Here is a 22,541-nt window from a genome sequence, read left to right as displayed (position 1 = left end):
TGTTTGATATCCTTAACTCAGGGTATATGAAATGATACAATGATGAAAGGAGTGAACAGTAATGAAAAAACTGAGAACAATATATCTGGCCGGCGGATGTTTCTGGGGCCTGGAAAAATTTATGGAAAATATTACCGGCGTGGTTGAAACCCGTGTCGGCTATGCCAACGGCAATAAGGAAAAGCCAACCTATAAGGAGGTCTGTACTGGACGTACCGGCTTCGCAGAAACCGTAAAGGTCGTCTATGACCCTGGTGTTATCAGCCTGGAGGCTTTGCTAATCGCCTTCTATAATGTCATCGACCCAACCAGTGTTAACCGGCAGGGCCCCGATGTAGGCTCCCAATACCGCAGCGGCATTTATTATACTGATTCGGAGGATTTGCCCGTCATTGAGCATGTGACAACCATGACCTTCCGCAGGCTTGGAGGCCGTAAGCCCCTCGCCACAGAGATCAAACCCTTGAAAAACTTTTATGACGCCGAGGAATACCACCAGAAATATCTGGATAAGAATCCCGGAGGCTACTGCCACATTCCAGAATGGAAAATGGGATCTTTCAAAGACCGGGAGCTCCGCGCTTCTTAAAAATGCAAAAAGACAGTGAGAACTTGATTTTCACTGTCTTTTTTTATTGTCAGACTTTTTAGAATTGTAGTAGTGAGCACCTTTTATATGACTTTACGGTATACATGTACTGCAATAGCTGCGGATATAAAATGGAAAAGCTTATCCGCTCCTATTTCTCCCATAATACGGGGGAAGGAGCATGTGAAGTGTGTCAGGGCCTGGGCACAAGCCTTGAAATAAATAAAGCTGAGGTTATCCGTGAAACGCTGTCTCTGGAAAATGGCGCGGTGGACTTCTGGGAAGGGCGGTATAAGGCGTATCAAACAGATATTTTTAATTGGGCCTGTGCCCATTGTGGAATACCGGTCCCAAATCAAAACACGCCGGTTCACGCCTTCACAGAGCTGCAAAAAAATTTGTTGCTCAATGGCGTTGAAGATGAAATGATCAAAAAGAATTTTCCCGAGACCGCGTGGCCAAAAACAGCTGCTGAAGGCCGTTTTGAGGGAGTCTATCCTATCTTATGGCGTCGGATCTCTGAAAAAGGAGAGCTGGCGGGAAAAAACGAGAAATATTTTAATACCCGTACATGCCCGAAATGCGGCGGAGAGCGGCTGAACGCGCTGAGCCGGAGTGTAACCGTCAATGGGACAAGACTGCCGGAGCTTTCCACCCTCCCGCTGGAGGCGCTGAATCGCTGGGTTGCCGGGCTGGAAAGCAGCCTGAAGGGTGAAAAGCGCAGGATAGCCGCGCCCTATCTGCTGGATCTGAAAACAAAGCTGCGCCGCATTATCAATGTGGGCCTTGGCTATTTAACCCTGGACCGCCAGGCTATGACGCTGTCCGGCGGAGAGGCCCAGCGGATAAAGCTTGCGGCAGCACTGGATGCCGAAATTACCGGTATTATCTATATTTTGGACGAGCCAACCCCCAAAGGACACAGAGGGAGTCATCCGTGTTTTGCAGGCCCTGAGGGACCAGGGCAATACGGTCATTGTCATTGAGCATGATCCTGACGTCATGGCGGCGGCAGATCACATGATTGATGTGGGGCCCGGCGCGGGCATCCATGGCGGACAGGTCGTGGGACAGGGAACCCTGGCGGAGATCCGGGGGCAATCTTCCTCCGTAACCGGGCAATATCTGAAAAATGAAAATCCCGAAATCAACCATAATCCCAGAAGCTTTACGGAAACAATAAAGGTACAGGGTGCCAGACTTCACAATATAAAAGGCCTTGATGTGCGTTTTCCTATCCGTGCGCTGACCGCTGTTACCGGCGTTTCAGACTCTGGAAAGTCTACGCTGGTGTTTGATATTCTGGGTGAAAATGGAGATGGTGGTACCGGAAAAGTCTCTGGCCTCGAAAATTTTGACGCGGTGGTTACGGTTGAGCAATCCGACATCGCCCGGATGAAACGATCGAACGTAGCGACGTATTCTGGCGCTTACTCAGACATCCGAAAGATTTTCGGATGTCTGGAGGCAGCGAAAGAAAAGGGAATGGCGGCAAAGCATTTCTCCTTTAACACCAGAGGCGGCCGGTGTGAAAACTGTGAAGGACTGGGCCGTATTGTCAGCAATATGCTTTTCTTTGAGAATATTGAGACCGTCTGTCCGGTTTGCGGCGGCAGGCAGTTTAATGAAGAAGTATTGAGCGTTAAGTTTAAAGGATGTTCCATTCATGAGGTTTTAAAACAGCCTGTCGAGAAAGCATTAAAGACCTTTGAAGGAAACAAAAAGCTGGAGGGGGTCTTAGGGCTTTTGCAGGATGTGGGATTAGGCTATCTGGAGCTTGGGCAGACGCTGACCACCCTTTCGGGCGGTGAAGGACAGCGCCTGAAGCTGGCCAGGGAGCTCATGCAAAACCAGGGGAAACGAAGCCTGTATCGGATTGATGAGCCAACCACGGGGCTCCATCCTCTTGATATAGAGCATTTTATTGTTCTGTTAAACCGTATGGTGGACAATGACGGCACCGTCATTGTTGTGGAGCATAACGCTCAGCTTATCAGGCAGGCTGACTGGATTATCGACCTGGGACCTGAAGGCGGCGACAGGGGAGGGAAGGTTATTTTTGAGGGCACCCCCGCCCAGATCATTGCGTGCAGAGACTCTGTCACAGGGCCTTTTCTCTAGTTTGAAAGCTGGTCTTACGGCGATTAGTGACATTTTCTGTCAATGCCTTGTTTATTTTTTGTTTTATGTTAAGATAGTATAAAGAAAATGAAAAATCACATAAAGATTGCATAAAAATAATGTAAAAGCGACGGAGGAATGGAATGAAAATTGTCGTTGTGGGAAATGGTAAAGTCGGCACCACACTGACGGTTCAGCTAGCGAGAGAAGGACACGATATTATTATCGTCGACAACGATGAACGGGTAATTGAGAATGTTGTCAATGCCTATGATGTTATGGGGATCTGCGGAAACGGCGGCTCCTACGATGTGTTGCAGCAGGCGGGGGTAGCAACGGCAGATCTTTTTATAGCTGTCACCTCCGGCGATGAGATGAATATTTTAAGCTGTATGCTGGCAAAAAAAATGGGTGCCAAGCACACCATCGCGAGGGTTCGTAATCCTCAGTACACAAAGCTGCTGGTTTATATGCGGGATGAGCTGGGGCTCAGCATGTCCATTAATCCGGAATTTGAGGCGGCTAATGAAATTTTTCGTGTTTTAAGGCTGCCACAGGCCCTGGAAGTCGACTCTTTTTCAAAGGGCAGAGTCGATTTGGTAGCGGTGAGGATTCAGCCAAACTCAAAGCTGAACGGGAAGGCCATTGCCGGGCTTCAGAGCTTTTTTAAAGCAAATATTCTGATCTGTGCGGTTGAGCGCAATGGCGAGGTGATCATACCGGACGGTGATTTTGTCATGCAGTGCGGGGACAAGATTTTTATTTCGGCTACTTCCAAAGAGCTGGATCTCTTTTTTAAGGAAACAGGTATTATCAGCCATAAAATCCGCAAGGTTATGATCATTGGCGGTGGAAAAATCGCTTATTATCTGGCCAGACAGCTGATAAGCCTGAAGGTCAATGTTAAGATTATCGAGTTGAATAAGCAGAGAAGCCGGGAACTCAGCGAGCTTTTGCCAAAGGCGACAGTGGTTTATGGAGACGGAACAGACCAGGCGGTTTTAACCGAGGAGGGAATTCGCAATGTGGATGCCTGTGTGGCGCTGACCGATAACGATGAAGAAAATATTATTCTTTCCATGTACGCAGGCACCCAGAAGGTCGAAAAGATTATTACCAAGGTCAACCGGATTCCACTGCTTAAAATTATGCAGGACGTGGGGATCGAAAGTGTAATTTCACCCAAAATGCTCACGGCCAACCATATTGTCCGCTATGTAAGGGCTATGGAGACCACAGAGGATAACAGCATCCGAACCCTGTATAAAATTGTCGACGGACAGGCCGAGGCCATCGAGTTTCCGGTAACGCGGGATTCGGGCTTTGTGGGCCACCCTCTGCGTGAACTTAATATCCGTAAGAATAACCTGATTGCCTGTATTATCCGCAAGGGACGCATTATTTTCCCGAACGGCGATGCCGTCATGGAAGCCGGGGACAACGTGGTGGTGGTCACTACAACCCAGAGCCTGAAGCATCTGAAGGATATACTGGACGGCAGGGAATAGGACGGCAATATGAATTATCGAATGGTTTTTTACGTCATTGGGAATATGATGAAAAGTGAAGCGGCGCTGATGCTGCTGGCCATCATTGTGGCCGTTGTCTATGGCGAGACCGACACCATCGTCTGGTTTGTTATCCCTATGTTTATTCTGATATCCCTTGGCTTTATACTCAGTAATAAAATGCCGGAGTACCGGAATTTTTATGCCCGTGAGGGCTTTGTGGTGGTGGCGCTTTCGTGGCTTGTCATGTCTTTTTTCGGTGGGCTGCCCTTTTTTTTAAGTGGGCAGATCCCTTCGCTGACAGACAGCTTTTTTGAAGCGGTTTCGGGTTTTACCACAACCGGCTCCACCATTTTGACGAACATAGAGGCCCTGCCCAACAGCATGCTGTTCTGGCGCAGCTTTACCCATTGGATCGGCGGCATGGGGATACTGGTTTTTGTTCTGACCATTATGCCCAAAACAGAAGGGAATTCTATCTATCTCATGCGGGCGGAAATGCCTGGTACCTCTGTGGAAAAGCTGGTATCCAAGGTGCGCCCGACGGTAAGAATTCTGTATGGGATTTATCTGGGAATGACAATCCTGCTGATCCTTTTGCTGGTGGTCGGCGGTATGCCATTGTTTGACAGTATTATCAACGCTATGGGGACAGCCGGTACCGGCGGATATTCTTTGAAAAATGACAGCATTGCCTACTATAACAGCGCTTATATTGATGTGGTCCTGACGATTTTTATGCTTATGTTCGCTGTGAATTTTAATCTTTACCATCTGGTATTTATTAAAAAGGGCAGGGAATTTTTTAAAAGTGAGGAGCTTCGTTGGTTTATCGGCATTGTGGCTGTGGCCATTGCTTTGATTACCGTTGACCTTCTGCCGCGGTATGGGAACAATATTTTAGAGACTTTGAGGTATTCATCCTTTCAGGTTGCCTCTATAATCACAACGACAGGCTTTGCCACGACCAATTTTGACTTATGGCCGAGCTTTTCAAAATATATTCTGCTCTTTCTGATGTTTATCGGCGCCTGCGCCGGCTCTACCGGCGGCGGGATCAAGGTCTCCCGCTGGCTGATTATTGTTAAAACAGCGGGTAATGAGCTCAAGAAAATGATCCGTCCCCGCCAGGTCACAACGGTTAAATTTGAGGACAAGCCCCTTGGGGCACAGGTAGTCGCCAGCGTTTACACCTATCTGGCTGTCTATATCTTGATTTTTGCGGCTTCGCTGCTGGTGCTTTCCCTTGACCAGTATGATTTTCTGACAAACTTTTCAGCGGTGGCGACCTGTATTAATAATGTCGGTCCGGGTTTTAACGCTATTGGGCCCATTGAGAACTTTTCGGATTTTTCAGTGGTATCCAAGCTGGTGCTCTGCTTTAACATGCTGGCCGGACGCCTGGAAATCTTTCCGATTTTAATGCTGTTTGCGCCGCACACATGGAAAAACTAAAAAACAAATAAAAAGCATGGACTTGGGGGAGTCCATGCTTTTTTAATCTTTAAGGGAAAGTAGTATGCTAAATTTAAGTTATTCGAACACGACGATGGCTTCTCCGTTTTTAACGCGAAGTGCAACGGTTTCGAGAATTCTGAAATGATGATTCAAATCAACCAGCTCGAGATAGGAAGCAGCCATATCCTGACCAACGGCCAGATCCATATACTGTGCTTCGGAGCAGACCAGAAGGGCTTTGCCTGCCAGTGTATTGCTCTTAAATACACGGCCGCCTAAAAGCTCGCGGATACGATCGATTTCCATCATTCCGGTGCCTGGCTGGATGCGCTGCAACTGGTAGTATAAATCAGGACCCATAGCCAGAGAATAACGGCCGATGATGCCCTTTTCGTCTAAAAGGGAGGCAGCGGCAGCAATATTTGAAAAGGCGTTTTCGCCGGTGCCCCAGTCTTCACGTTTCATGGTGGTAATACCCTGAGCGTTTAAAAGACCTTCGAGGCCTAAGGCTTTGTTGCCAAAGAAGATCATTTTATCTTCAGCTTTTGCTAAAGCCTGTGCGGCTCTGGCAACAGCAGACAGATCGATGGGGGTACCCATTCTCTGGCTGGCTTCCAGATCGCGCCATAAAATCATAAAATCGGCGTAAAGCTGTGGCAGCTCCACAAATTTTCTGCCGGTAGTACGCACGAAGTCATCTTCAAATTCTTCTTCTTTTGTCTGGGCATCAACATTAACGCCCTGTATTCCGGCGCCCAGAGGGCCGTAGAGCGGTAAAAAGCGGCGGCCGACAATGCATTTCTTGGCGGCTTCCACTACGGTATTGTCAATCTGTTCCCAAAGGTCATCTCCGAAGGGAGCAGTTGTTCTTGCTAAATAATCCATGTAAAACGCCTCCTACTCAATGAGACTGCCGATGGTAGCACCTTCAGGGGATTGTGCATCACTGCTTCCGGTTGGGATGCCTAAATCCTCCATCATTTCGTGTACTTCTTCTGCACCATCTTCAAAAAGTTTTGCTTCTTCAGGATCTAAGTAACGCATCAGAGTGGTTAATTCTCCAATGTGGGCTTTTTCTTCATCGCGAATATCGGCCAGTACCTTTTTGGCAACGACATTATCAGTTGCCTGTACATGAGCGTCATATAAATAAATGGCTTCCAGTTCTCCTGCGAGATCAAGACGGATGGCCTGTGCCAATTCCTTCTTGGTCATTTTTCTTTCTACGTTTCCTGCAAACGGATCTCCAAATGCTGGCATAATCTGTTCACTCCTTTCAATTTATCTGCAATGATATATACCCTCTCTTATTTAAGAATAACCATTTATCAAAAAAGTTTTTTGTGTTATAATCAGGTTGTTGTTAATTTGAAAATTCCAACGGCTCCGAAAGCCATTGGAATTTTTTAATGCTGGAGTGGAGGGAGAATTTATGGAAGAGACAAGACAAGTAAGCACTGGTTACCTGATCAAAAGGTTTGCACCCTATTTTAAGAAGTACCGCTTCGTGCTGGTGCTGGATCTTTTCTGCGCAGCGCTGACGACGATCTGTGAGCTGGTACTGCCATTGATCGTGCGCTTTATTACAGACAAGGGTATGAACGATATGGCCAGCCTGTCCGTAAAGCTTATTCTTTATGTGGGGCTTTTTTATCTGATTTTGAGGCTGATCGACGCGGCTGCCAACTATTTTATGGCAAATATTGGACATGTGATGGGCGCGAAGATCGAGACAGACATGCGGCGGGATTTGTTTGAGCATCTTCAGAAGCTTTCCTTTTCCTATTACAGCAATACAAAAGTAGGCCAGATTATGGCCAGGATTACCAGCGATTTATTTGACGTAACAGAGTTTGCCCACCACTGTCCCGAAGAATTTTTTATCGCCGCCCTCAAAATTACTGTGTCTTTCATCATTTTAGCCAATGTGAACGTGACACTGACCCTGATTATCTTTGCGGTAATCCCCATTATGCTGTTGTGTTCCATCTGGTTTAACAAGCGGATGCGCCGGGCTTTTAAAATGGGCCGTGTGGTGACCGGGGATATCAACGCGCAGGTAGAGGACAGTCTGCTGGGGGTGCGGGTCGTTAAATCCTTTGCCAATGAAGCCATTGAAGAGGAAAAGTTTAACGAAGGCAACGCGGGATTTCTGAATATTAAAAAGATGATGTACCGCTATATGGCGGGCTTCCAGACCATGACCCGTCTGTTTGACGGGATCATGTATATCGTGGTGGTAGTGGCCGGCTCGTTGTTTATGATCGGCGGAAAGATCACGCCAGGGGACCTGATGGCTTATCTGCTCTACGTCACAACGCTGCTCACCTCGATCCGCCGGGTCGTTGAGTTTACCGAGCAGTTCCAGCGGGGTATGACGGGAATCGAGCGCTTTATCGAGATTATGGACGAGCCCTTGGAAATTGTGGATACGCCGGGCGCCAAAAAACTGAAAAATGTTAAAGGCGATATCCGGTTTGATCATGTGGGCTTTATGTATTCCGATGATCATACCGAGGTGCTGTCAAACATTGACCTGCATGTGGAGCCCGGAAAGAACATTGCTCTGATCGGACCCTCTGGAAGCGGCAAAAGCACGCTTTGCAACTTGATTCCACGTTTTTATGATGTGACCTCTGGCCGGATTCTCATTGACGGGCAGGATATTAAAGATTTAACCCTGCATTCACTTCGCTCTGAAATCGGCATGGTGCAGCAGGAGGTTTATCTTTTTGCGGGATCGGTATTTGAGAATATTGCCTACGGACTGCCCGGGGCCGACAGAGAAGCGGTTGAGACCGCAGCGAGACAGGCGGGTGCCCACGATTTTATCATGGGCCTGCCTGAGGGCTATGATACCTACGTTGGCGAGCGCGGCGTTAAGCTTTCCGGCGGTCAGAAGCAGCGCATCAGTATCGCGCGGGTATTTTTGAAAAATCCGCCAGTTCTGATTCTTGATGAGGCCACCTCAGCGCTGGACAATGAAAGCGAGCGGATTGTTCAGCAATCCCTCGAGAAACTGACGGTGGGCCGGACAACCTTTACCATAGCCCACCGCCTGACCACCATCCGTAATGCGGATATTATATTGGTGCTCACTGAAGACGGCATTGTGGAGCAGGGAACCCACAGGGAGCTGATGGCAAAGGGCGGCATTTATCACGACCTTTATCAGCTTTATACGGAAGACCGCGATCTCAACGAAGAATTTTAAAAGGGACTACACAAAAAACTGAAAATATGTTAGACTGAACTGAGAATTTGGTTCAGAGTACAAGAATGAAGGAAAGTATGGAAAACATTAAAAACGCTTATTTAAAAGAAGAATTTAATATTTCAGAGGATGTTATCTGTTTTGTCGATGCAGTGGAGGCTGCAATAAAGACTCGCCTGGCAGAGCTGGACGAAAAGGCAGAGTATCATCAGTATAAGGTCATCAAGGCTATGCAGCGCGCAAACCTAAGCGACCGTCATTTCCATCCCGCTACGGGCTATGGCTATGACGATGTAGGCCGTGAAGTAGTGGAAACCATTTATGCCGATATCTTTGGTGCAGAGGATGCTCTGGTAAGGCCTCATATTTCATCGGGGACCCACGCCATTTCGCTCTGCCTTTATGGGGTTCTGAGACCCGGTGACGAGCTTTTATCCATTACGGGCAGCCCCTATGATACCCTGCGGACCGTTATTGGCATTGAGGATGCGGACGTTGGTAATGGTACCCTTAAGGATTTTGGGGTAAATTACAATCAGATTGAGCTGACAGAGGATGGAAAAATTGACGAGGAAAAGGTTCTGTCCAGCATCCATGAGAATACAAAAATGATCTATATGCAGCGCTCTACCGGATACAGCTGGCGTAAGGCGCTTAAAATTTCAGATATGGCGGAAATCATCACGAAAGTAAAGGCAGCCAAGCCTGATGTGGTGGTATTTGTGGATAACTGTTACGGTGAATTCCTCGATTATAAAGAGCCGGTGGCAGTGGGCGCAGATCTTATGGCCGGATCGCTTATCAAAAATCCAGGCGGCGGCCTGGCTCCAACTGGCGGTTACGTTGCGGGAAAAGAAAAATATGTCTATATGGCAGCCTGCCGTCTGGCAGCGCCGGGTGTTGCCAAGGAAACCGGCGCCACGCTGGATATTAACCGTACACTACTCCAGGGCCTGTTTCAGGCTCCGACAGTGGTCGCGCAGGCCATAAAAACCGCTGTACTTATGGCAGCGGTCTATGATAAGCTTGGTTTTGGGGTCTGCCCTGGTGTGGAGGATTACCGCAGCGATATTATACAGAGTATTAAGCTCTGTACCCCCGAGGCGGTTAAGGTATTTTGCCGCGCGGTCCAGGAGGCAGCGCCGGTGGACTCCTTTGTGACACCGGAGCCCTGGGATATGCCGGGCTATAACTGTCCGATTATCATGGCCGCAGGCGCTTTTATTCAGGGATCGTCCATTGAGCTCAGCGCTGACGCACCCATGCGTGAACCATACATCGCTTATTTTCAGGGCGGGCTTACCCATTATCATGGAAAGCTCGGTCTGCTGCTTACCCTGCAGCGCTTAAAGGAAGCGGGGATTATTGAAAAATTACAGGAGGACTAAGATGATCAATAAAGATAAAATAGAACGCATTAATTTTTTGGCAAGAAAGAAAAAGGCCGAAGGCCTGACCACAGAGGAGCTGGAAGAACAGCAGAGTCTGCGCGCTGAATATCTGGAAGCGGTTCGGGCAAATTTGAAAAGCCAGCTGGACAGCATTGAAATCATGAGCCCGGATTATGAAGAAAGCTATACGGAGGAAGATAAGACACATATTGCAGAAATGAATGAAAAACTGGCGGTCGAATATGAGGACGCTCAGCGCAAGGAAAGAATGTCTGTTACTGAAGCGGGCAACCCAAGAAAGCCCCAGGGTGAAGCGGGCAAAATGATGATTGAGCGCATGAATGAAAGCCATGCAGAGATGACGGCCTGGGCGCTCGATAAACTGGATTTAAAACCAGAAGATAAAGTGCTGGACGTTGGCTGCGGCGGCGGAGCTGCTCTGAAACGCCTCTCTGGCCGTATTGACGGCGGAAAGCTTTACGGTATCGACTATTCCGAAGTATCCGTTGAGGCCTCGAAGGAACTGAACAAGGCGGATATTGAAAGCGGAAAAATGGAAATTCATCAGGGCTCTGTGTCTAAAATGCCCTTTGTGGACAATCTATTTGACGCCATCATTACAGTAGAAAGCTACTATTTCTGGCCAGATCTTGAGGAAGATATGCGTGAGGTGTTCCGTGTCCTAAAAGAGGGCGGTACCTTTATGCTCATTGCGGAAATGTATTTAAATGACGATCTGGATGAGCACCACATCGAAATGGCCAAGAAATTTGAACTGCGCAACCTGAGCGTCGACGAGTTTAAGGCACTCTTTGAGAAGGTCGGTTATAAAGAAACAAAGATCCATTTAAAGGATGGAAAATACTGGATTTGCGTAGAAGGCAAAAAATAAGAAAAGCGGCCTCGCCGCTTTTCTTATTTTAATTTAATAATGTCCAGATCGTCCGGAACGTAGATTTTGCCCTTAAAATATTTCTTTCCCTCGGCCTTATACCGTTTCTTTCGGTTTTGCAAGTTTTTTTCCTCGGTATGCCAGAGAACCAGATTGGCAATTTTCATCTCCTCGGCCAGCTCACAGGCCTCCCGGACCGTACTGTGGTGTTTTTTATATGGGTCAAAAATATCCCGTTCACTGTAAAGGCAGAAAGCCTCACTGAGCAGCCAGTCTGTATCCAGAACATATCTTTTACAGATAGGATTAAAGGGCTCATCGCCAAGACAGGTCAGCTTTTTTGTGTTTTTCAGCATGGTGGTAAAACCGAACTGTTTAAGCTTGGTGGAGTGAATATCAAAAAAGGTGATATAATAATCAAGGATTTTTTCGGTCTGCCCGTCCTGAACAGGGATCAGAAGGATACGGCTGCCAAAGAGGGCTGTGAGCTTTTTCTGCAGAGTCAGATCACAGATGGTCACCACAGTTTTAATGAGCTCGTCATGGCAGTAAATTTTGAGGGTGCCCTTGTATTTTTGATCCAGCATCATCGAGGCGATCTGCCGTATGAGCCAGACCACGCCAAGCACATGGTCGGTATGGCCGTGCGTGATGAAAAGATGATGAATATGCGCGGGGTTGATTGATGCTTTTTTCAACTGCCTGAGGATGCCATTTCCACCTCCTGCGTCTACCATAAAATATTCTTTTCCACTTTTAATCGCAAAGCAGGTATTATAACATTCGGTCACCATGGCGTTTCCAGTGCCGAGGACAATCAGTTTTTCTGTTTTCATGTCGTCACTTCCTTTTGAATTTTCCTTAACCAGTTTATCATAGAAGTTTTTTTTCATCAATTGGGACTTTACCTTGCTCGTAACAAAAGGTAAAATAGGGTTAGACAAAACTTATAAAAGGAGGTTCATTTATGAGCAAAGATAAAGAAAGTAAAGCAAAAGAACTCCAGAAATCCCTGACTAAAAAGTTTGAACTGGCGTGGCACGCGCTGGAAAACGATGAAAAGACAATGGTCGATGATTTTTGTGAAAGCTATAAAGAGTATCTGACCGTTTCAAAAACCGAGCGTTTGTGCGCGGCTTATACCGTTCTTCTGGCAGAAGAAAAAGGTTTTAAACCTCTGGAATACTACCAGGCTAAGGGTAAGGTCGTAGCTGGAGACAAAATTTATGTTGTTTTCAGAAAGAAAACCGTTCTGTTGTTTGTTGTGGGCGAGGAGGCCCTGGAAAACGGCATGTCGATTATTGGCGCCCACATTGATGCGCCAAGACTCGATTTAAAGCCGGCTCCTCTGTATGAAGAATCCGATATGGCTTATTTTAAAACTCACTACTATGGCGGAATTAAAAAGTATCAGTGGGTGACTATGCCGTTGGCCCTTCATGGCACAGTTGTCAAAAAAGATGGTGAAGTTATTAATATTTCATTGGGGGAAAAGGATGAAGAGCCTGTTTTCTGTATTACCGATTTGCTGCCTCACCTCTCACAGGAACAGAATCAGAAAAAAATGGCAGAAGGGATCAAGGGCGAGGGCCTGAATCTTATTATCGGCAGCATTCCATATTCGGATAAGGATATAGGCGATGCCGTAAAACTGAATATCCTCAAGCAGCTCAATGACACCTATGGCATTATCGAAGAGGACTTTGCCAGCGCAGAACTGGAGGTTGTACCTGCCGGCGCTGCCAGAGATGTGGGCTTTGACCGCAGCTTTGTGGGAAGCTATGGACAGGACGATCGTGTATGCGCCTTTACAGCGACAATGGCAATCTTAAACCAGGATGATGAGAAACCGCCTAAACGCACATTGTGCACGATTCTGGCCGACAAGGAAGAAATCGGCAGCTATGGCAGTACGGGCATGCAGTCGAATTTCTTTGAAAATGAAATGGCAGAGCTTATCGATCTGACAGAGGATCATAAGCCTGAGCTGACCTTAAGGCGCTGTCTTAAAAATTCGGAGTTTTTATCCGCAGATGTTACGGCAGCCTATGATCCGAATTTTTCAGGAACACATGATCTGTACAACGCGCCTTTTGCGGGCAAAGGACTGGTCATTTCAAAATATGGCGGCTCCAGAGGGAAGTCCGGCTCTAATGACGCGCACGCTGAGTTTTTAGGAAAACTGCGCGAGTGTTTTAACGCAGCAGATGTCACCTGGCAAATGGGCGAGCTTGGCCGTGTGGATCTTGGCGGCGGCGGCACCATCGCTTATATGCTGGCAGAATATGGCATGGATGTGGTGGACTGCGGTCCGGCATTGCTGAGTATGCACTCTCCCTTTGAGCTTTGTTCAAAAGCGGATGTTTATATGACCTATAAAGGTTATAAAGCATTCTTCGACCATTGCTGAGACGCGTAAATCTTGGAAGTCAAAGTTTCCGCTGGTAAGTGGAAATTTTGGCTTTTATTATTACCTTAAAGCAAGAAATCTTTATTAGACTACTGATAAAATTTCTTCTTGTCTTTAGTATGGTAAAGGTGTTAAAATAGATTACATGTAACATAAAGTTAAAAAAAGAAGCAAGAGGTGTGTGAATTGGAATTAAAGGAAAAACAAAAAACGTTCCGGGGTGGAATCCATCCACCTTACAGGAAAAAGAGAACGGCATCCGTCTCGGTTAAAGTTGCAGCCGAACCTAAGGTTGTAACGATTCCAATGTCCCTTCATATCGGTGCGCCCTGTACACCGGTAGTGAAAAAGGGAGATATGGTTTACCTCGGCCAGAAAGTTGGAGAAGCAAACGGTTTTGTTTCAGCCCCTGTGCACTCAAGCGTATCCGGTACGGTTATCGCGGTTGAGGAGCGGGCGCATCCCAACGGGGAGATGATCATGTCTGTGGTCATTGAATCTGACGGTAAAAACACGGTTGACCCTTCGATCAAGCCCTACGGCAATTTCAGAAAGTATGAGCCTAAGCAGATTATTGACATTATCCGCGAAGCCGGAATTGTCGGTATGGGGGGCGCTACCTTTCCAACGCATGTTAAGCTGAGCATTCCACCGGATAAAAAGGTGGACAGCGTGATTTTAAACGGCGCGGAATGTGAACCTTACCTGACTGCTGACCATCATCTGATGCTGGCCCGGCCGAAGCGTATTGTCCAGGGGCTGAGAATCGCCATGCGGGCAGTCGGGGTCGACAAGGGCTATATTGGCGTGGAGAGCAATAAGCCAAACGCCATTGAAAAACTTAGAAAGGCCATCACTGAGAAGGATAATATCGAGGTAGTGGTTTTAGAAACAAAGTATCCGCAGGGAGCAGAAAAACAGCTGATTAAGGCGGTTACTGACCGCGAGGTGCCATCCGGCGGCCTGCCGGCCGACGCAGGGGTCGTGGTGATGAATGTAGGCACAGCCTGTCAGATTGCCATCACGTTTGAAACCGGTTTACCTCTGCATAAACGGCTGCTGACCTGTACAGGCAACGCAGTAAAAAATGCAAGGACAATGGAGGTTAAGGTGGGCGTGCCATATCAGGAGGTTATTGACCAGTGCGGCGGATTTGCAAAGAAACCATACAAGGTTATCTCCGGTGGCCCGATGATGGGAGTAACCCTGTTCAGTACCGATGTCCCAATAATGAAGGGAACATCAGGAATCCTGTGCCTGACAAAGGGCGCGGCCTATATCCCCGAGCCTTCTAACTGTATCCGCTGTGGAAAATGCGCGGAGGCATGCCCGATTCATTTGCAGCCTCTTTACCTGGCCGCCTACTCAGAAAAGGAACGCTGGGAAAAGTGCGAGGAATACCATGCTCTCGACTGCATCGAATGCGGCAGCTGCTCATTTATCTGTCCTGCCAAGCGGACGCTGGTTTCATCGATTCGTGTGGCAAAACGTCAGATAACAGCATTAAAACAGAAAGAAAAGAAATAGGAGGAGCATCAATTGAGTAAATTAGATTTAACACTGACTGTATCCTCATCACCACATATACGCGCAAAGCATAATACGTCCAGCATTATGCAGAGTGTTATCGTTGCGCTTTTACCGGCGCTCGCAGTTGCCGGATATGTATTTGGCATGAGAACCTTCCTGATCGTGGCGCTCTGTGTCGCCAGCTGTGTTGTGACGGAAGCAGTTATCCAAAAGCTGATGAAAAAGCCCATTACTGTCAGTGACTGGAGCGCCGTTGTTACGGGACTTCTGCTGGCCTTTAATCTGCCTATCACAGCACCGTGGTGGATGTGTATTATCGGTTCAGTTTTTGCCATCGCCCTGGTTAAGCAGTGCTTTGGCGGCCTTGGACATAACTTTATGAACCCGGCTTTGGCGGCCAGGGCTTTTCTGGTAGCGTCATGGCCAACCCACATGACAGGCACAGCCTATATCCCGCTGGCAGATACCTTTACGACGGCGACACCGCTGGGAATTTTAAAGGAGGGCCTGGATCTGACCGCGCTGCCCAGTAATCTGGATATGTTTCTTGGGATCAATGGCGTCTATGGCTCCATTGGGGAAATCTCCGCGTTGGCGCTGCTGATCGGGGGCATTTATCTGATTGTCCGCGGTGTTATCAGCTGGCGTATTCCGGCGGTTTATCTTGCGACAGTGGCGGTTTTATCGCTTGTATTTGGTCAGGACCCAATCTTTCAGCTTTGCTCTGGCGGTTTAATGCTGGGTGCCTTCTTCATGGCAACGGATTATGTCTCATCTCCGAGCACTCCGGTTGGACAGATTATCTTCGCCTTTGGCTGCGGCTTGATTACTATGATTATTCGAATGTTCGGCGGCTATCCTGAGGGGGTATCTTACTCTATCCTTCTGATGAATGTGGCGGCTCCGCTCATCGAACGGTTTACCCGTCCGCGTATTTACGGAGCACCGAAAAAGGAGAAAAAGAACAAAGAGGTGGAAGTGAATGGCTAATAAACAAAAAATATCCATCGACTGGAAAAACGTCATCAAGCTGGCTGTTATTCTCTTTGTCATCACGGCGATCGCATCTCTTTGCCTCGCAATGACGAATTACGTAACATCTGATGTTATAGACCAGCGCAATGAGCAGGCCAATACTGAGGCAAGACAGGCTGTTTTGCCGGATGCCGATAAATTTGAGGCCGTAGATAATATCGAAGCGATTGCGGCCGCTGCTGCCCCAAATGAAGCCAGTATTATTAAGGAAGCCTACGTTGGCTATAAGGGAAGCGACTTGGCGGGCTATACCGTCAAAACAGCTCCGAGCGGCTATGGCGGAGCGGTTGAAGTACTGACCGGTATCGATAAAGATGGCAAGATTACAGGCATTACGATCTTAAGCCAGAGTGAAACACCGGGGCTTGGCGCAAAATCTACTGAGCCGGCGTTCCAGGAACAGTTTAAAGGAAAAGACGCGAAAAAGGAGATCGCGGTTATTAAAAGCGGAGAAGCTTCAGACAATCAAATAACCGCCATTACCGGCGCGACAATCACTTCCAAAGCTGTTACAACAGGCGTCAACGCATCTGAAAAAGTCTACGAAGCGCTTGCGAAGGAAGGAGGCGCACAATAATGGGTAATTTTAAACATTTTACAAATGGGCTGATCAAGGAGAACCCAACATTCCGCCTGCTGCTGGGGATGTGTCCGACTTTGGCAGTTACGACCTCGGCGATAAACGGTCTGGGCATGGGGCTTGCGACCACTGTTGTTCTGATCGGTTCAAATGTTGTTATTTCAGCTTTAAGGAAAATCATTCCGGACAAAATCCGTATCCCGGCTTTTGTCGTCATCATCGCATCTTTCGTAACCATTGTCGGCATGCTGATGAAGGCTTATGTGCCGGCGCTGGATGCCGCGCTGGGGATTTATATTCCTCTGATTGTTGTCAACTGTATTATTCTCGGACGTGCGGAAGCCTTTGCGTTTTCTAACCCTGTTCTGGCATCTTTTGCGGACGGCGCAGGGATGGGCCTCGGCTTTACACTGTCCCTGACCGTGCTGGGTTCAATCCGCGAGATCATCGGTGCAGGCGCGATTTTCGGTCTGAGCATTTTCGGCGCTGGCTATGAACCGGTTCTTATATTTATCCTGCCGCCAGGAGCCTTCCTGACCTTGGGTGTTGGCATTGCAGCCATCAATAAGATTACAGAAAAACTAGAAGCGAAAAAATCAAATAAGGAGGATAGCCTGTCATGACCAATATACTCCTGATTTTAGTCAGCGGCATTTTTGTCCAGAACTTTATTTTGTCAAAATTCCTCGGTATTTGCCCTTTTCTCGGCGTTTCTAAACAGATTGAAACAGCTGTGGGGATGGGGATTGCCGTTACCTTTGTAATGGCCATGGCTTCGGCGATTACCTATGTGGTGCAGTACGCTATTCTGGACCCGTTAGGTCTTGGATATTTACAGACCATTGCCTTTATTCTGGTTATTGCGGCCTTGGTACAGTTGGTTGAAATGATTATTCAAAAAACCAGCCCGTCTCTTTATCAGGCGTTGGGTGTCTACCTTCCGCTGATCACGACCAACTGTGCGGTACTGGGGGTTGCGCTGTTAAACATCCAGTATGGTTACAATTTTATCGAAACAGTTTTCAATGGGATTGCCGGGGCCCTTGGCTTTACACTGGCGATCGTGCTGTTTGCCGGTATCCGGGAACGTCTGGAGCTGTCCGATATTCCAAAGCCCTTTGAGGGATTCCCGATCGCGCTTGTTACAGCGGGTCTGATGGCCATTGCGTTCCTGGGATTCTCCGGAATGCTGTAAGGAGGTGCCGGAAATGTTAATGGAATTACTGATTCCTGTAGGTATTTTAGGTGCCATGGGATTGATTTTCGGAGCTGGTCTCGCCATCGCCTCAAAGGTATTTGAGGTTAAAACGGACGAGCGGGTTCCTTTGGTGAGAGATGCCCTTCCAGGGGCAAACTGCGGTGGCTGCGGCTTTCCAGGCTGTGATGCCCTTGCGGTGGCCATCGTAAACGGTGAGGCGGCGGTGAATGCCTGTCCGGTAGGCGGCGCGGCCACAGCCATGGCCATTGGAGAGATTATGGGAGAAAGCATCGGCAGCAGCGAGCCGATGGTGGCCTGTATTCACTGCAACGGTGATTGTACCCATTCGCCGAACCGTGCGGATTATTATGGTATTCAGGACTGCCGCCAGGCCATGATTGCGAGCGGCGGCGTAAAGACATGCCGGCATGGCTGTATGGGGCTTGGCACCTGTGTCAGCGCCTGTATGTTTGGTGCGTTATCCATTGGTGATAACGGTCTGCCCGAGGTGGACGTTGATAAATGTACGGCCTGTGGTAAATGCAGGGATGCCTGTCCAAAAGGCATTATCGATTTGATTCCGGCAGACCAGCTGGTGCATGTGGACTGCCGTAATACAGACAAGGGCAAGCTGGTACGCGCTGTCTGCGATATAGGCTGTATTGCCTGTAAAGCCTGTGTGAAGGTATGCCCAGTGGAAGCCATTACGGTTGAAAATAATCTGGCATCCATCGATTATGATAAATGTACCCAGTGTCAGGCTTGTTTTGAAAAATGTCCGACAGGCGCCATTACACTGGAACAGCGCATTGTCATTGGCGATGAAACCACCGTTATTGAGCTGGAACCAGAAAAGGATCTGGATGAGGAAATGGAAGCGATCATGCAGGTCGATGCTGAGCCAGCAGAAGAATTTGTAGAAGTCAGCGGAGAAATCGAAGTTTTAGAAACAAGAGAAAATATGGAAGAACCCGAAAAAACAGTTGATCCTGCAGAAGAACATCCAGAAGATGAAAAAGATAAGGTCGAGTTTAAAATAAGCGATCTGAAATAGGCTTAAGGAGTGCCGCTAAGGTTGCGGCGCTCCTTTTTTGAATTAACGATAATTTCCAGCAGAAAGAACTGGAAAAAGCATTGGGTTTAGGCTATAATAGAGATTCATGGGCCAAAGCGCCATATTTTTCAAACCAGAGGAGTATAGAAGTTACAGAATGATTACAGTATCTGATTTAAGTTTAAATTTTGATGGAAGCAATTTGTTTTCAAACGTTAATATAAAATTCACACCGGGAAACTGCTATGGTATTATCGGTGCCAACGGAGCGGGTAAATCCACCTTTTTAAGAATTTTATCTGGTAATCTCGAGCCGTCCAGCGGTGATGTCATTATGCCTAAGGAACTGCGCATGTCCGTATTGAAGCAGGATCATTACGCTTTTGACGACTATTCAGTGCTGGACACCATTATTATGGGAAATCAGCATCTTTATGACATTATGAAGGAAAAGGACGCTATTTATGCGAAAGAGGATTTTTCCGATGAGGATGGCATCCGAGCTGGAGAGCTGGAGGGAGAATTTGCCGATCTGGGCGGCTGGGAAGCCGAATCTGACGCTTCTCGTCTGGTGCAGGGGCTTGGGATGGATGCCTCCATCATTGACGCGCAGATGGGCGGTTTGACCGGTAATGAAAAGGTCAAGGTGCTTTTGGCTCAGGCCCTTTTTGGAAAGCCGGATATTATCCTGCTTGACGAACCGACTAATAACCTGGATATCCAGGCAGTGGTCTGGCTGGAAGAATTTCTCATGGATTATCCCGGCACTGTGATCGTGGTGTCTCATGACCGCTATTTCCTCAATAATGTGTGTACCCATATCGTGGATATTGATTTTGGAAAAATCAAGCTGTATGTCGGGAATTATGATTTCTGGTACGAATCCAGTCAGCTCGTTCAGAGAATGCTGAAGGACCAGAACAAGAAAAAAGAGGATAAAATAAAAGAGCTGCAAAATTTTATCGCCCGTTTTTCAGCCAATAAGTCCAAATCCAAGCAGGCAACCTCCAGAAGAAAGCTGCTTGATAAGCTGGCTGTTGAAGAAATGCCGGCCTCATCCAGAAAATATCCCTATGTTGGTTTTAATATGGACCGCGAACCAGGAAAAGAAATATTAGAGGTAGAAAACCTTTCTAAGACCATCGACGGTGTGAAGGTTTTAAACAATGTAAGCTTCAGAATTAACAAAGAGGATAAAGTCGGTTTTGTCGCTGAAAATGAAATTGCCATGACGACCCTGTTTAAAATTCTGATGGGGGAAATGGAGCCTGATGAGGGCAGCTTTAAGTGGGGGCAAACCGTTTCGACCTCCTATTTTCCACAGGATAATACTTCCTATTTTGAGGGCTGTACTCTTAATATAGCAGAGTGGCTGAAACAGTTCACCACCGAGGAAACAGAAACCTACCTGAGAAGCTTTTTAGGACGTATGCTTTTTTCAGGGGATGATATCTATAAAGAGGTGCGCGTGCTCTCCGGCGGGGAAAAGGTACGCTGCATGCTGTCCAGAATGATGATGTTCGGCTCTAACGTATTGGTGGTAGACCAGCCGACCAACCACCTGGATCTCGAGTCCATCACCGCGGTTAACAACGGATTGATGGATTTTAAAGGGGTAATTCTTTTTGCCAGCCATGACCATCAGTTTATGCAGACGCTGGCTAACCGGATCATCGAGCTGACAGATGACGGCATTATTGACCGGTTATCGAGTTATGATGAATTCCTGGAATACAAAAAACAGATGAACGCATAATAAAAAAGACACGGATCACATACGATGTTTCCGTGTCTTTTTTTATTTTATTCGAAAGCGATCCGCAGTGATCCGACACCACCGTTTATCTCTAAGCTGTTGGGGGCTCCGCTGTTTCTGAAACGGTCTTTCGTATAGCGTGATCCATCCACTGTAAGCTCACCAAGCCCAGGCTCACCTTTTATGTCAAAATCCGCGGCATTGCCATTGATGGCAAAGGTCGTCTCACCGACGCCGCCGTCAATTTTATTTTTTCCAGTGAGAGAGCCTTCAAAGGAAACCTTACCCACACCGCATTCCATATCCATGTCGTTTATCTTCATATCTGAGAGAATAACTTCCCCTGCGCCGTTATTGAATTTGGCATTATCAGCGATGATGCTGCTCATCTCAACGCGCCCAACGCCCATATCCACCTTCAGACGGCCTGTTTTAAGGGTATCAATGCTGGTGTCTGAGGCGCCAAAAGCCAGCTCTACCTCTTTAAAGGCAGTACCCTCAGGGATGGTGACAGTGAGATGAGGCTTTTTAGAATCCGACAAGGCATTTAAAAAATTCACTGGGTCTTTAATGCTATCTTTAATTTTCAAGGTATCAACCTTTTGCTCGGCAGTAAAATTACTCGGGAGGTTGTAACCTTCGACCTTAAAAACATCGCCCTTTTGAATTTCCAGATATCCAGCAGAAAAATCAAGGTCAAGCGTTGTGACGCCATTAAATTCCTGAGAAAATTCCTTATTTGTCACAACACTGCCGGCGGTATTGTTGCCGAAGTGTCCAAAAGCGCCAAAGAGACTCAGGGCGGTTTTAACAATGACAGATATGATAAAGATCGCCAGAATCAGCCCAAGGGCGATAGCAACGTATTTTACGACTTTACTGGTGCTTCTCATAAAATATCAACTCCTCCAAAGATACAGACACTGTTGAGATAGATAGTGGGCGGGTTTGCAACGGCGGGGCGGGGCGTTTTATCAGAAACGCCTCCGAATATCGGGGTGCTGGAGACATCCACCCGCACATTGGACGGTACATTAATATCAATACCGCCGAAGATGCTGGTCGTGGTGATGGTGATGTCCTCTGTAATAAGCGCGTCCCTTAAATCAAGGTCAATACCTCCGAATACAGCGGTCAGCGTTGCGCCTCGAAAGGACTCCCCTGGAAAACGCAGCTCCTGTGAGCCAAAAATGGCGGTATAGTCCTGTGTTTCTCCCTGGGTAAGAAGCTTAACCTCACGGGAACGGCGGCTGCCTCTGCCGCGGAAGATAATGCTGACACCAATAATCACCAGAATTAACGGGAAAATGAGCTCACCGATTAAATGTCCGTTAATAAAATCCTGTTCGCCGAGCAGTAATAAAACGCCGATGGCCAGCACAATACAATTGCCTGTTCTAAAACCGTTTTGAACAATGCTGATAATGCTGGGAATAATAATGATTAAAGTCCACCAGCCGCTGAAAAATAATGAAAAATGCCAGTATCCCATGACCTGTCCGCCAAAGCCGACGCCAAGAGCTATAAAGAAAATCCCCCAAAGGGCATTACCGAGTGAATGTCTCATTTTTATTCTCCTTGCTTTGTAGTGACTTCATTATAACGGATTCTAAGAGCATTTAACAGCAAAATATAAAAGTGGTGACAGATGTAATATGAATATGATAAAAATCACGGTAAAAAAGGATTAAAGCCGCGGACTGGTAAGAAACGGTAATTTATAAAGAAAAAGAGAGACTTTGCTTGATGATTTAAAGGTTTTGGGTATATTATAATAGATAGTTAAAATCATATGATTTAATAAG

Annotated in this window: 21 protein-coding genes; 16 read left to right on the top strand and 5 right to left on the bottom strand. The window is 47.3% G+C overall.

The features are described 5' to 3' along the window. The first annotated feature begins 70 nt into the window (after positions 1-70). The 5 genes from msrA (at position 71) to CPZ25_RS05425 (ending at position 5,673) form a co-directional block, all read left to right on the top strand. Positions 71-589, top strand: coding sequence for a peptide-methionine (S)-S-oxide reductase MsrA (gene msrA / locus CPZ25_RS05440; RefSeq protein WP_341473498.1), 519 nt, complete (start codon positions 71-73; stop codon positions 587-589). A 131-nt stretch (positions 590-720) separates the two neighbouring features. Further along, entirely contained in the window at positions 721-1,575 is an 855-nt protein-coding gene (locus CPZ25_RS20755) for an excinuclease ABC subunit UvrA (protein WP_243129348.1), read from the top strand. Continuing rightward, on the top strand, positions 1,532-2,710 hold the full coding sequence (locus tag CPZ25_RS20750; protein WP_243129347.1) for an ATP-binding cassette domain-containing protein: 1,179 nt from the start codon (positions 1,532-1,534) through the stop codon (positions 2,708-2,710). The genes CPZ25_RS20755 and CPZ25_RS20750 overlap by 44 nt, the downstream gene beginning before the upstream one ends. Before the next feature lie 143 nt (positions 2,711-2,853). Next, entirely contained in the window at positions 2,854-4,218 is a 1,365-nt protein-coding gene (gene trkA / locus CPZ25_RS05430; RefSeq protein ID WP_058694142.1) for a Trk system potassium transporter TrkA, read from the top strand. A gap of 9 nt (positions 4,219-4,227) precedes the next feature. Further along, positions 4,228-5,673, top strand: a complete 1,446-nt coding sequence (locus CPZ25_RS05425; RefSeq protein ID WP_096919612.1) for a TrkH family potassium uptake protein — start codon at positions 4,228-4,230, stop codon at positions 5,671-5,673. 78 nt (positions 5,674-5,751) lie between these two features. Here the strand turns inward: CPZ25_RS05425 and CPZ25_RS05420 are convergent, their stop codons facing one another. Continuing rightward, positions 5,752-6,561 (bottom strand): family 1 encapsulin nanocompartment shell protein, encoded by an 810-nt coding sequence (locus CPZ25_RS05420; RefSeq protein WP_074617012.1) that lies wholly within the window; start codon positions 6,559-6,561, stop codon positions 5,752-5,754. Positions 6,562-6,573: 12 nt separating this feature from the next. Continuing rightward, entirely contained in the window at positions 6,574-6,936 is a 363-nt protein-coding gene (locus CPZ25_RS05415) for a demethoxyubiquinone hydroxylase family protein (protein ID WP_074617011.1), read from the bottom strand. Positions 6,937-7,108: 172 nt separating this feature from the next. Here CPZ25_RS05415 and CPZ25_RS05410 point away from each other — a divergent pair, with 172 nt between their 5' ends. From CPZ25_RS05410 to CPZ25_RS05400, 3 genes are all read left to right on the top strand, one after another. Next, the gene (locus CPZ25_RS05410; RefSeq protein WP_058694146.1) at positions 7,109-8,890 is read left to right on the top strand and encodes an ABC transporter ATP-binding protein; all 1,782 of its coding nucleotides are present in this window, start codon (positions 7,109-7,111) and stop codon (positions 8,888-8,890) included. Between the two features lie 77 nt (positions 8,891-8,967). Continuing rightward, positions 8,968-10,278: a methionine gamma-lyase family protein gene (locus CPZ25_RS05405; protein WP_074617162.1), complete on the top strand. Its 1,311-nt coding sequence runs from the start codon at positions 8,968-8,970 to the stop codon at positions 10,276-10,278. Between the two features lies 1 nt (position 10,279). Next, positions 10,280-11,173 (top strand): methyltransferase domain-containing protein, encoded by an 894-nt coding sequence (locus CPZ25_RS05400; RefSeq protein WP_082669255.1) that lies wholly within the window; start codon positions 10,280-10,282, stop codon positions 11,171-11,173. Positions 11,174-11,196: 23 nt separating this feature from the next. Here CPZ25_RS05400 and CPZ25_RS05395 read toward each other — a convergent pair whose 3' ends face one another. Next, the gene (locus CPZ25_RS05395) at positions 11,197-12,009 is read right to left on the bottom strand and encodes an MBL fold metallo-hydrolase (RefSeq protein WP_058696363.1); all 813 of its coding nucleotides are present in this window, start codon (positions 12,007-12,009) and stop codon (positions 11,197-11,199) included. Between the two features lie 131 nt (positions 12,010-12,140). Here CPZ25_RS05395 and CPZ25_RS05390 point away from each other — a divergent pair, with 131 nt between their 5' ends. From CPZ25_RS05390 to CPZ25_RS05355, 8 genes are all read left to right on the top strand, one after another. Further along, positions 12,141-13,583 (top strand): aminopeptidase, encoded by a 1,443-nt coding sequence (locus tag CPZ25_RS05390; protein WP_096919613.1) that lies wholly within the window; start codon positions 12,141-12,143, stop codon positions 13,581-13,583. Positions 13,584-13,769: 186 nt separating this feature from the next. Further along, complete coding sequence (gene rsxC / locus CPZ25_RS05385) at positions 13,770-15,110, top strand: electron transport complex subunit RsxC (protein WP_058694148.1); 1,341 nt, start codon at positions 13,770-13,772, stop codon at positions 15,108-15,110. A 12-nt stretch (positions 15,111-15,122) separates the two neighbouring features. Then, entirely contained in the window at positions 15,123-16,103 is a 981-nt protein-coding gene (locus CPZ25_RS05380; protein ID WP_058694149.1) for an RnfABCDGE type electron transport complex subunit D, read from the top strand. Beyond that, the gene (locus CPZ25_RS05375; protein ID WP_074617008.1) at positions 16,096-16,725 is read left to right on the top strand and encodes an RnfABCDGE type electron transport complex subunit G; all 630 of its coding nucleotides are present in this window, start codon (positions 16,096-16,098) and stop codon (positions 16,723-16,725) included. Before CPZ25_RS05380 ends, CPZ25_RS05375 begins: the two co-directional genes overlap by 8 nt. After that, on the top strand, positions 16,725-17,351 hold the full coding sequence (rsxE, locus tag CPZ25_RS05370; RefSeq protein ID WP_058694151.1) for an electron transport complex subunit RsxE: 627 nt from the start codon (positions 16,725-16,727) through the stop codon (positions 17,349-17,351). The genes CPZ25_RS05375 and rsxE overlap by 1 nt, the downstream gene beginning before the upstream one ends. Continuing rightward, positions 17,348-17,923 carry an electron transport complex subunit RsxA gene (rsxA, locus tag CPZ25_RS05365; RefSeq protein ID WP_013380941.1) on the top strand — a complete coding sequence of 192 codons (576 nt, stop codon included), beginning with the start codon at positions 17,348-17,350 and terminating at the stop codon, positions 17,921-17,923. Before rsxE ends, rsxA begins: the two co-directional genes overlap by 4 nt. 13 nt (positions 17,924-17,936) lie before the next feature. Further along, positions 17,937-18,980 (top strand): RnfABCDGE type electron transport complex subunit B, encoded by a 1,044-nt coding sequence (locus CPZ25_RS05360; RefSeq protein ID WP_096919614.1) that lies wholly within the window; start codon positions 17,937-17,939, stop codon positions 18,978-18,980. A 157-nt stretch (positions 18,981-19,137) separates the two neighbouring features. Beyond that, positions 19,138-20,736 (top strand): ABC-F family ATP-binding cassette domain-containing protein, encoded by a 1,599-nt coding sequence (locus CPZ25_RS05355; RefSeq protein WP_058694153.1) that lies wholly within the window; start codon positions 19,138-19,140, stop codon positions 20,734-20,736. 47 nt (positions 20,737-20,783) lie between these two features. On the opposite strand, the gene CPZ25_RS05350 is transcribed toward CPZ25_RS05355, so the two are convergent. Both CPZ25_RS05350 and CPZ25_RS05345 read right to left on the bottom strand, forming a co-directional pair. Beyond that, positions 20,784-21,629, bottom strand: a complete 846-nt coding sequence (locus CPZ25_RS05350; protein WP_096919615.1) for a DUF4097 family beta strand repeat-containing protein — start codon at positions 21,627-21,629, stop codon at positions 20,784-20,786. Further along, positions 21,626-22,303 carry a LiaF transmembrane domain-containing protein gene (locus CPZ25_RS05345; protein ID WP_058694155.1) on the bottom strand — a complete coding sequence of 226 codons (678 nt, stop codon included), beginning with the start codon at positions 22,301-22,303 and terminating at the stop codon, positions 21,626-21,628. Before CPZ25_RS05345 ends, CPZ25_RS05350 begins: the two co-directional genes overlap by 4 nt. Positions 22,304-22,541 lie beyond the last annotated feature (238 nt).

The organism is Eubacterium maltosivorans (assembly GCF_002441855.2).
Lineage (GTDB): Bacteria > Bacillota > Clostridia > Eubacteriales > Eubacteriaceae > Eubacterium > Eubacterium maltosivorans.
The sequence above is the reverse complement of the archived record's forward strand: the minus strand, read 5'-3'. Positions and strand labels throughout refer to the sequence as shown.

Excerpts from the sequence above, each read along its gene's own strand:
- CPZ25_RS05355 (WP_058694153.1), top strand. The coding sequence starts at position 19,138 with ATGATTACAGTATCTGATTTAAGTTTAAATTTTGATGGAAGCAATTTG.
- CPZ25_RS05375 (WP_074617008.1), top strand. The coding sequence starts at position 16,096 with ATGGCTAATAAACAAAAAATATCCATCGACTGGAAAAACGTCATCAAG.
- CPZ25_RS05350 (WP_096919615.1), bottom strand. The coding sequence starts at position 21,629 with ATGAGAAGCACCAGTAAAGTCGTAAAATACGTTGCTATCGCCCTTGGG.
- CPZ25_RS05415 (WP_074617011.1), bottom strand. The coding sequence starts at position 6,936 with ATGCCAGCATTTGGAGATCCGTTTGCAGGAAACGTAGAAAGAAAAATG.
- CPZ25_RS05360 (WP_096919614.1), top strand. The coding sequence starts at position 17,937 with ATGTTAATGGAATTACTGATTCCTGTAGGTATTTTAGGTGCCATGGGA.
- CPZ25_RS05400 (WP_082669255.1), top strand. The coding sequence starts at position 10,280 with ATGATCAATAAAGATAAAATAGAACGCATTAATTTTTTGGCAAGAAAG.
- rsxA (WP_013380941.1), top strand. The coding sequence starts at position 17,348 with ATGACCAATATACTCCTGATTTTAGTCAGCGGCATTTTTGTCCAGAAC.
- CPZ25_RS05420 (WP_074617012.1), bottom strand. The coding sequence starts at position 6,561 with ATGGATTATTTAGCAAGAACAACTGCTCCCTTCGGAGATGACCTTTGG.
- CPZ25_RS05405 (WP_074617162.1), top strand. The coding sequence starts at position 8,968 with ATGGAAAACATTAAAAACGCTTATTTAAAAGAAGAATTTAATATTTCA.
- CPZ25_RS05410 (WP_058694146.1), top strand. The coding sequence starts at position 7,109 with ATGGAAGAGACAAGACAAGTAAGCACTGGTTACCTGATCAAAAGGTTT.
- CPZ25_RS05425 (WP_096919612.1), top strand. The coding sequence starts at position 4,228 with ATGAATTATCGAATGGTTTTTTACGTCATTGGGAATATGATGAAAAGT.
- CPZ25_RS05395 (WP_058696363.1), bottom strand. The coding sequence starts at position 12,009 with ATGAAAACAGAAAAACTGATTGTCCTCGGCACTGGAAACGCCATGGTG.
- trkA (WP_058694142.1), top strand. The coding sequence starts at position 2,854 with ATGAAAATTGTCGTTGTGGGAAATGGTAAAGTCGGCACCACACTGACG.
- rsxE (WP_058694151.1), top strand. The coding sequence starts at position 16,725 with ATGGGTAATTTTAAACATTTTACAAATGGGCTGATCAAGGAGAACCCA.
- CPZ25_RS05345 (WP_058694155.1), bottom strand. The coding sequence starts at position 22,303 with ATGAGACATTCACTCGGTAATGCCCTTTGGGGGATTTTCTTTATAGCT.
- CPZ25_RS20755 (WP_243129348.1), top strand. The coding sequence starts at position 721 with ATGGAAAAGCTTATCCGCTCCTATTTCTCCCATAATACGGGGGAAGGA.
- CPZ25_RS05390 (WP_096919613.1), top strand. The coding sequence starts at position 12,141 with ATGAGCAAAGATAAAGAAAGTAAAGCAAAAGAACTCCAGAAATCCCTG.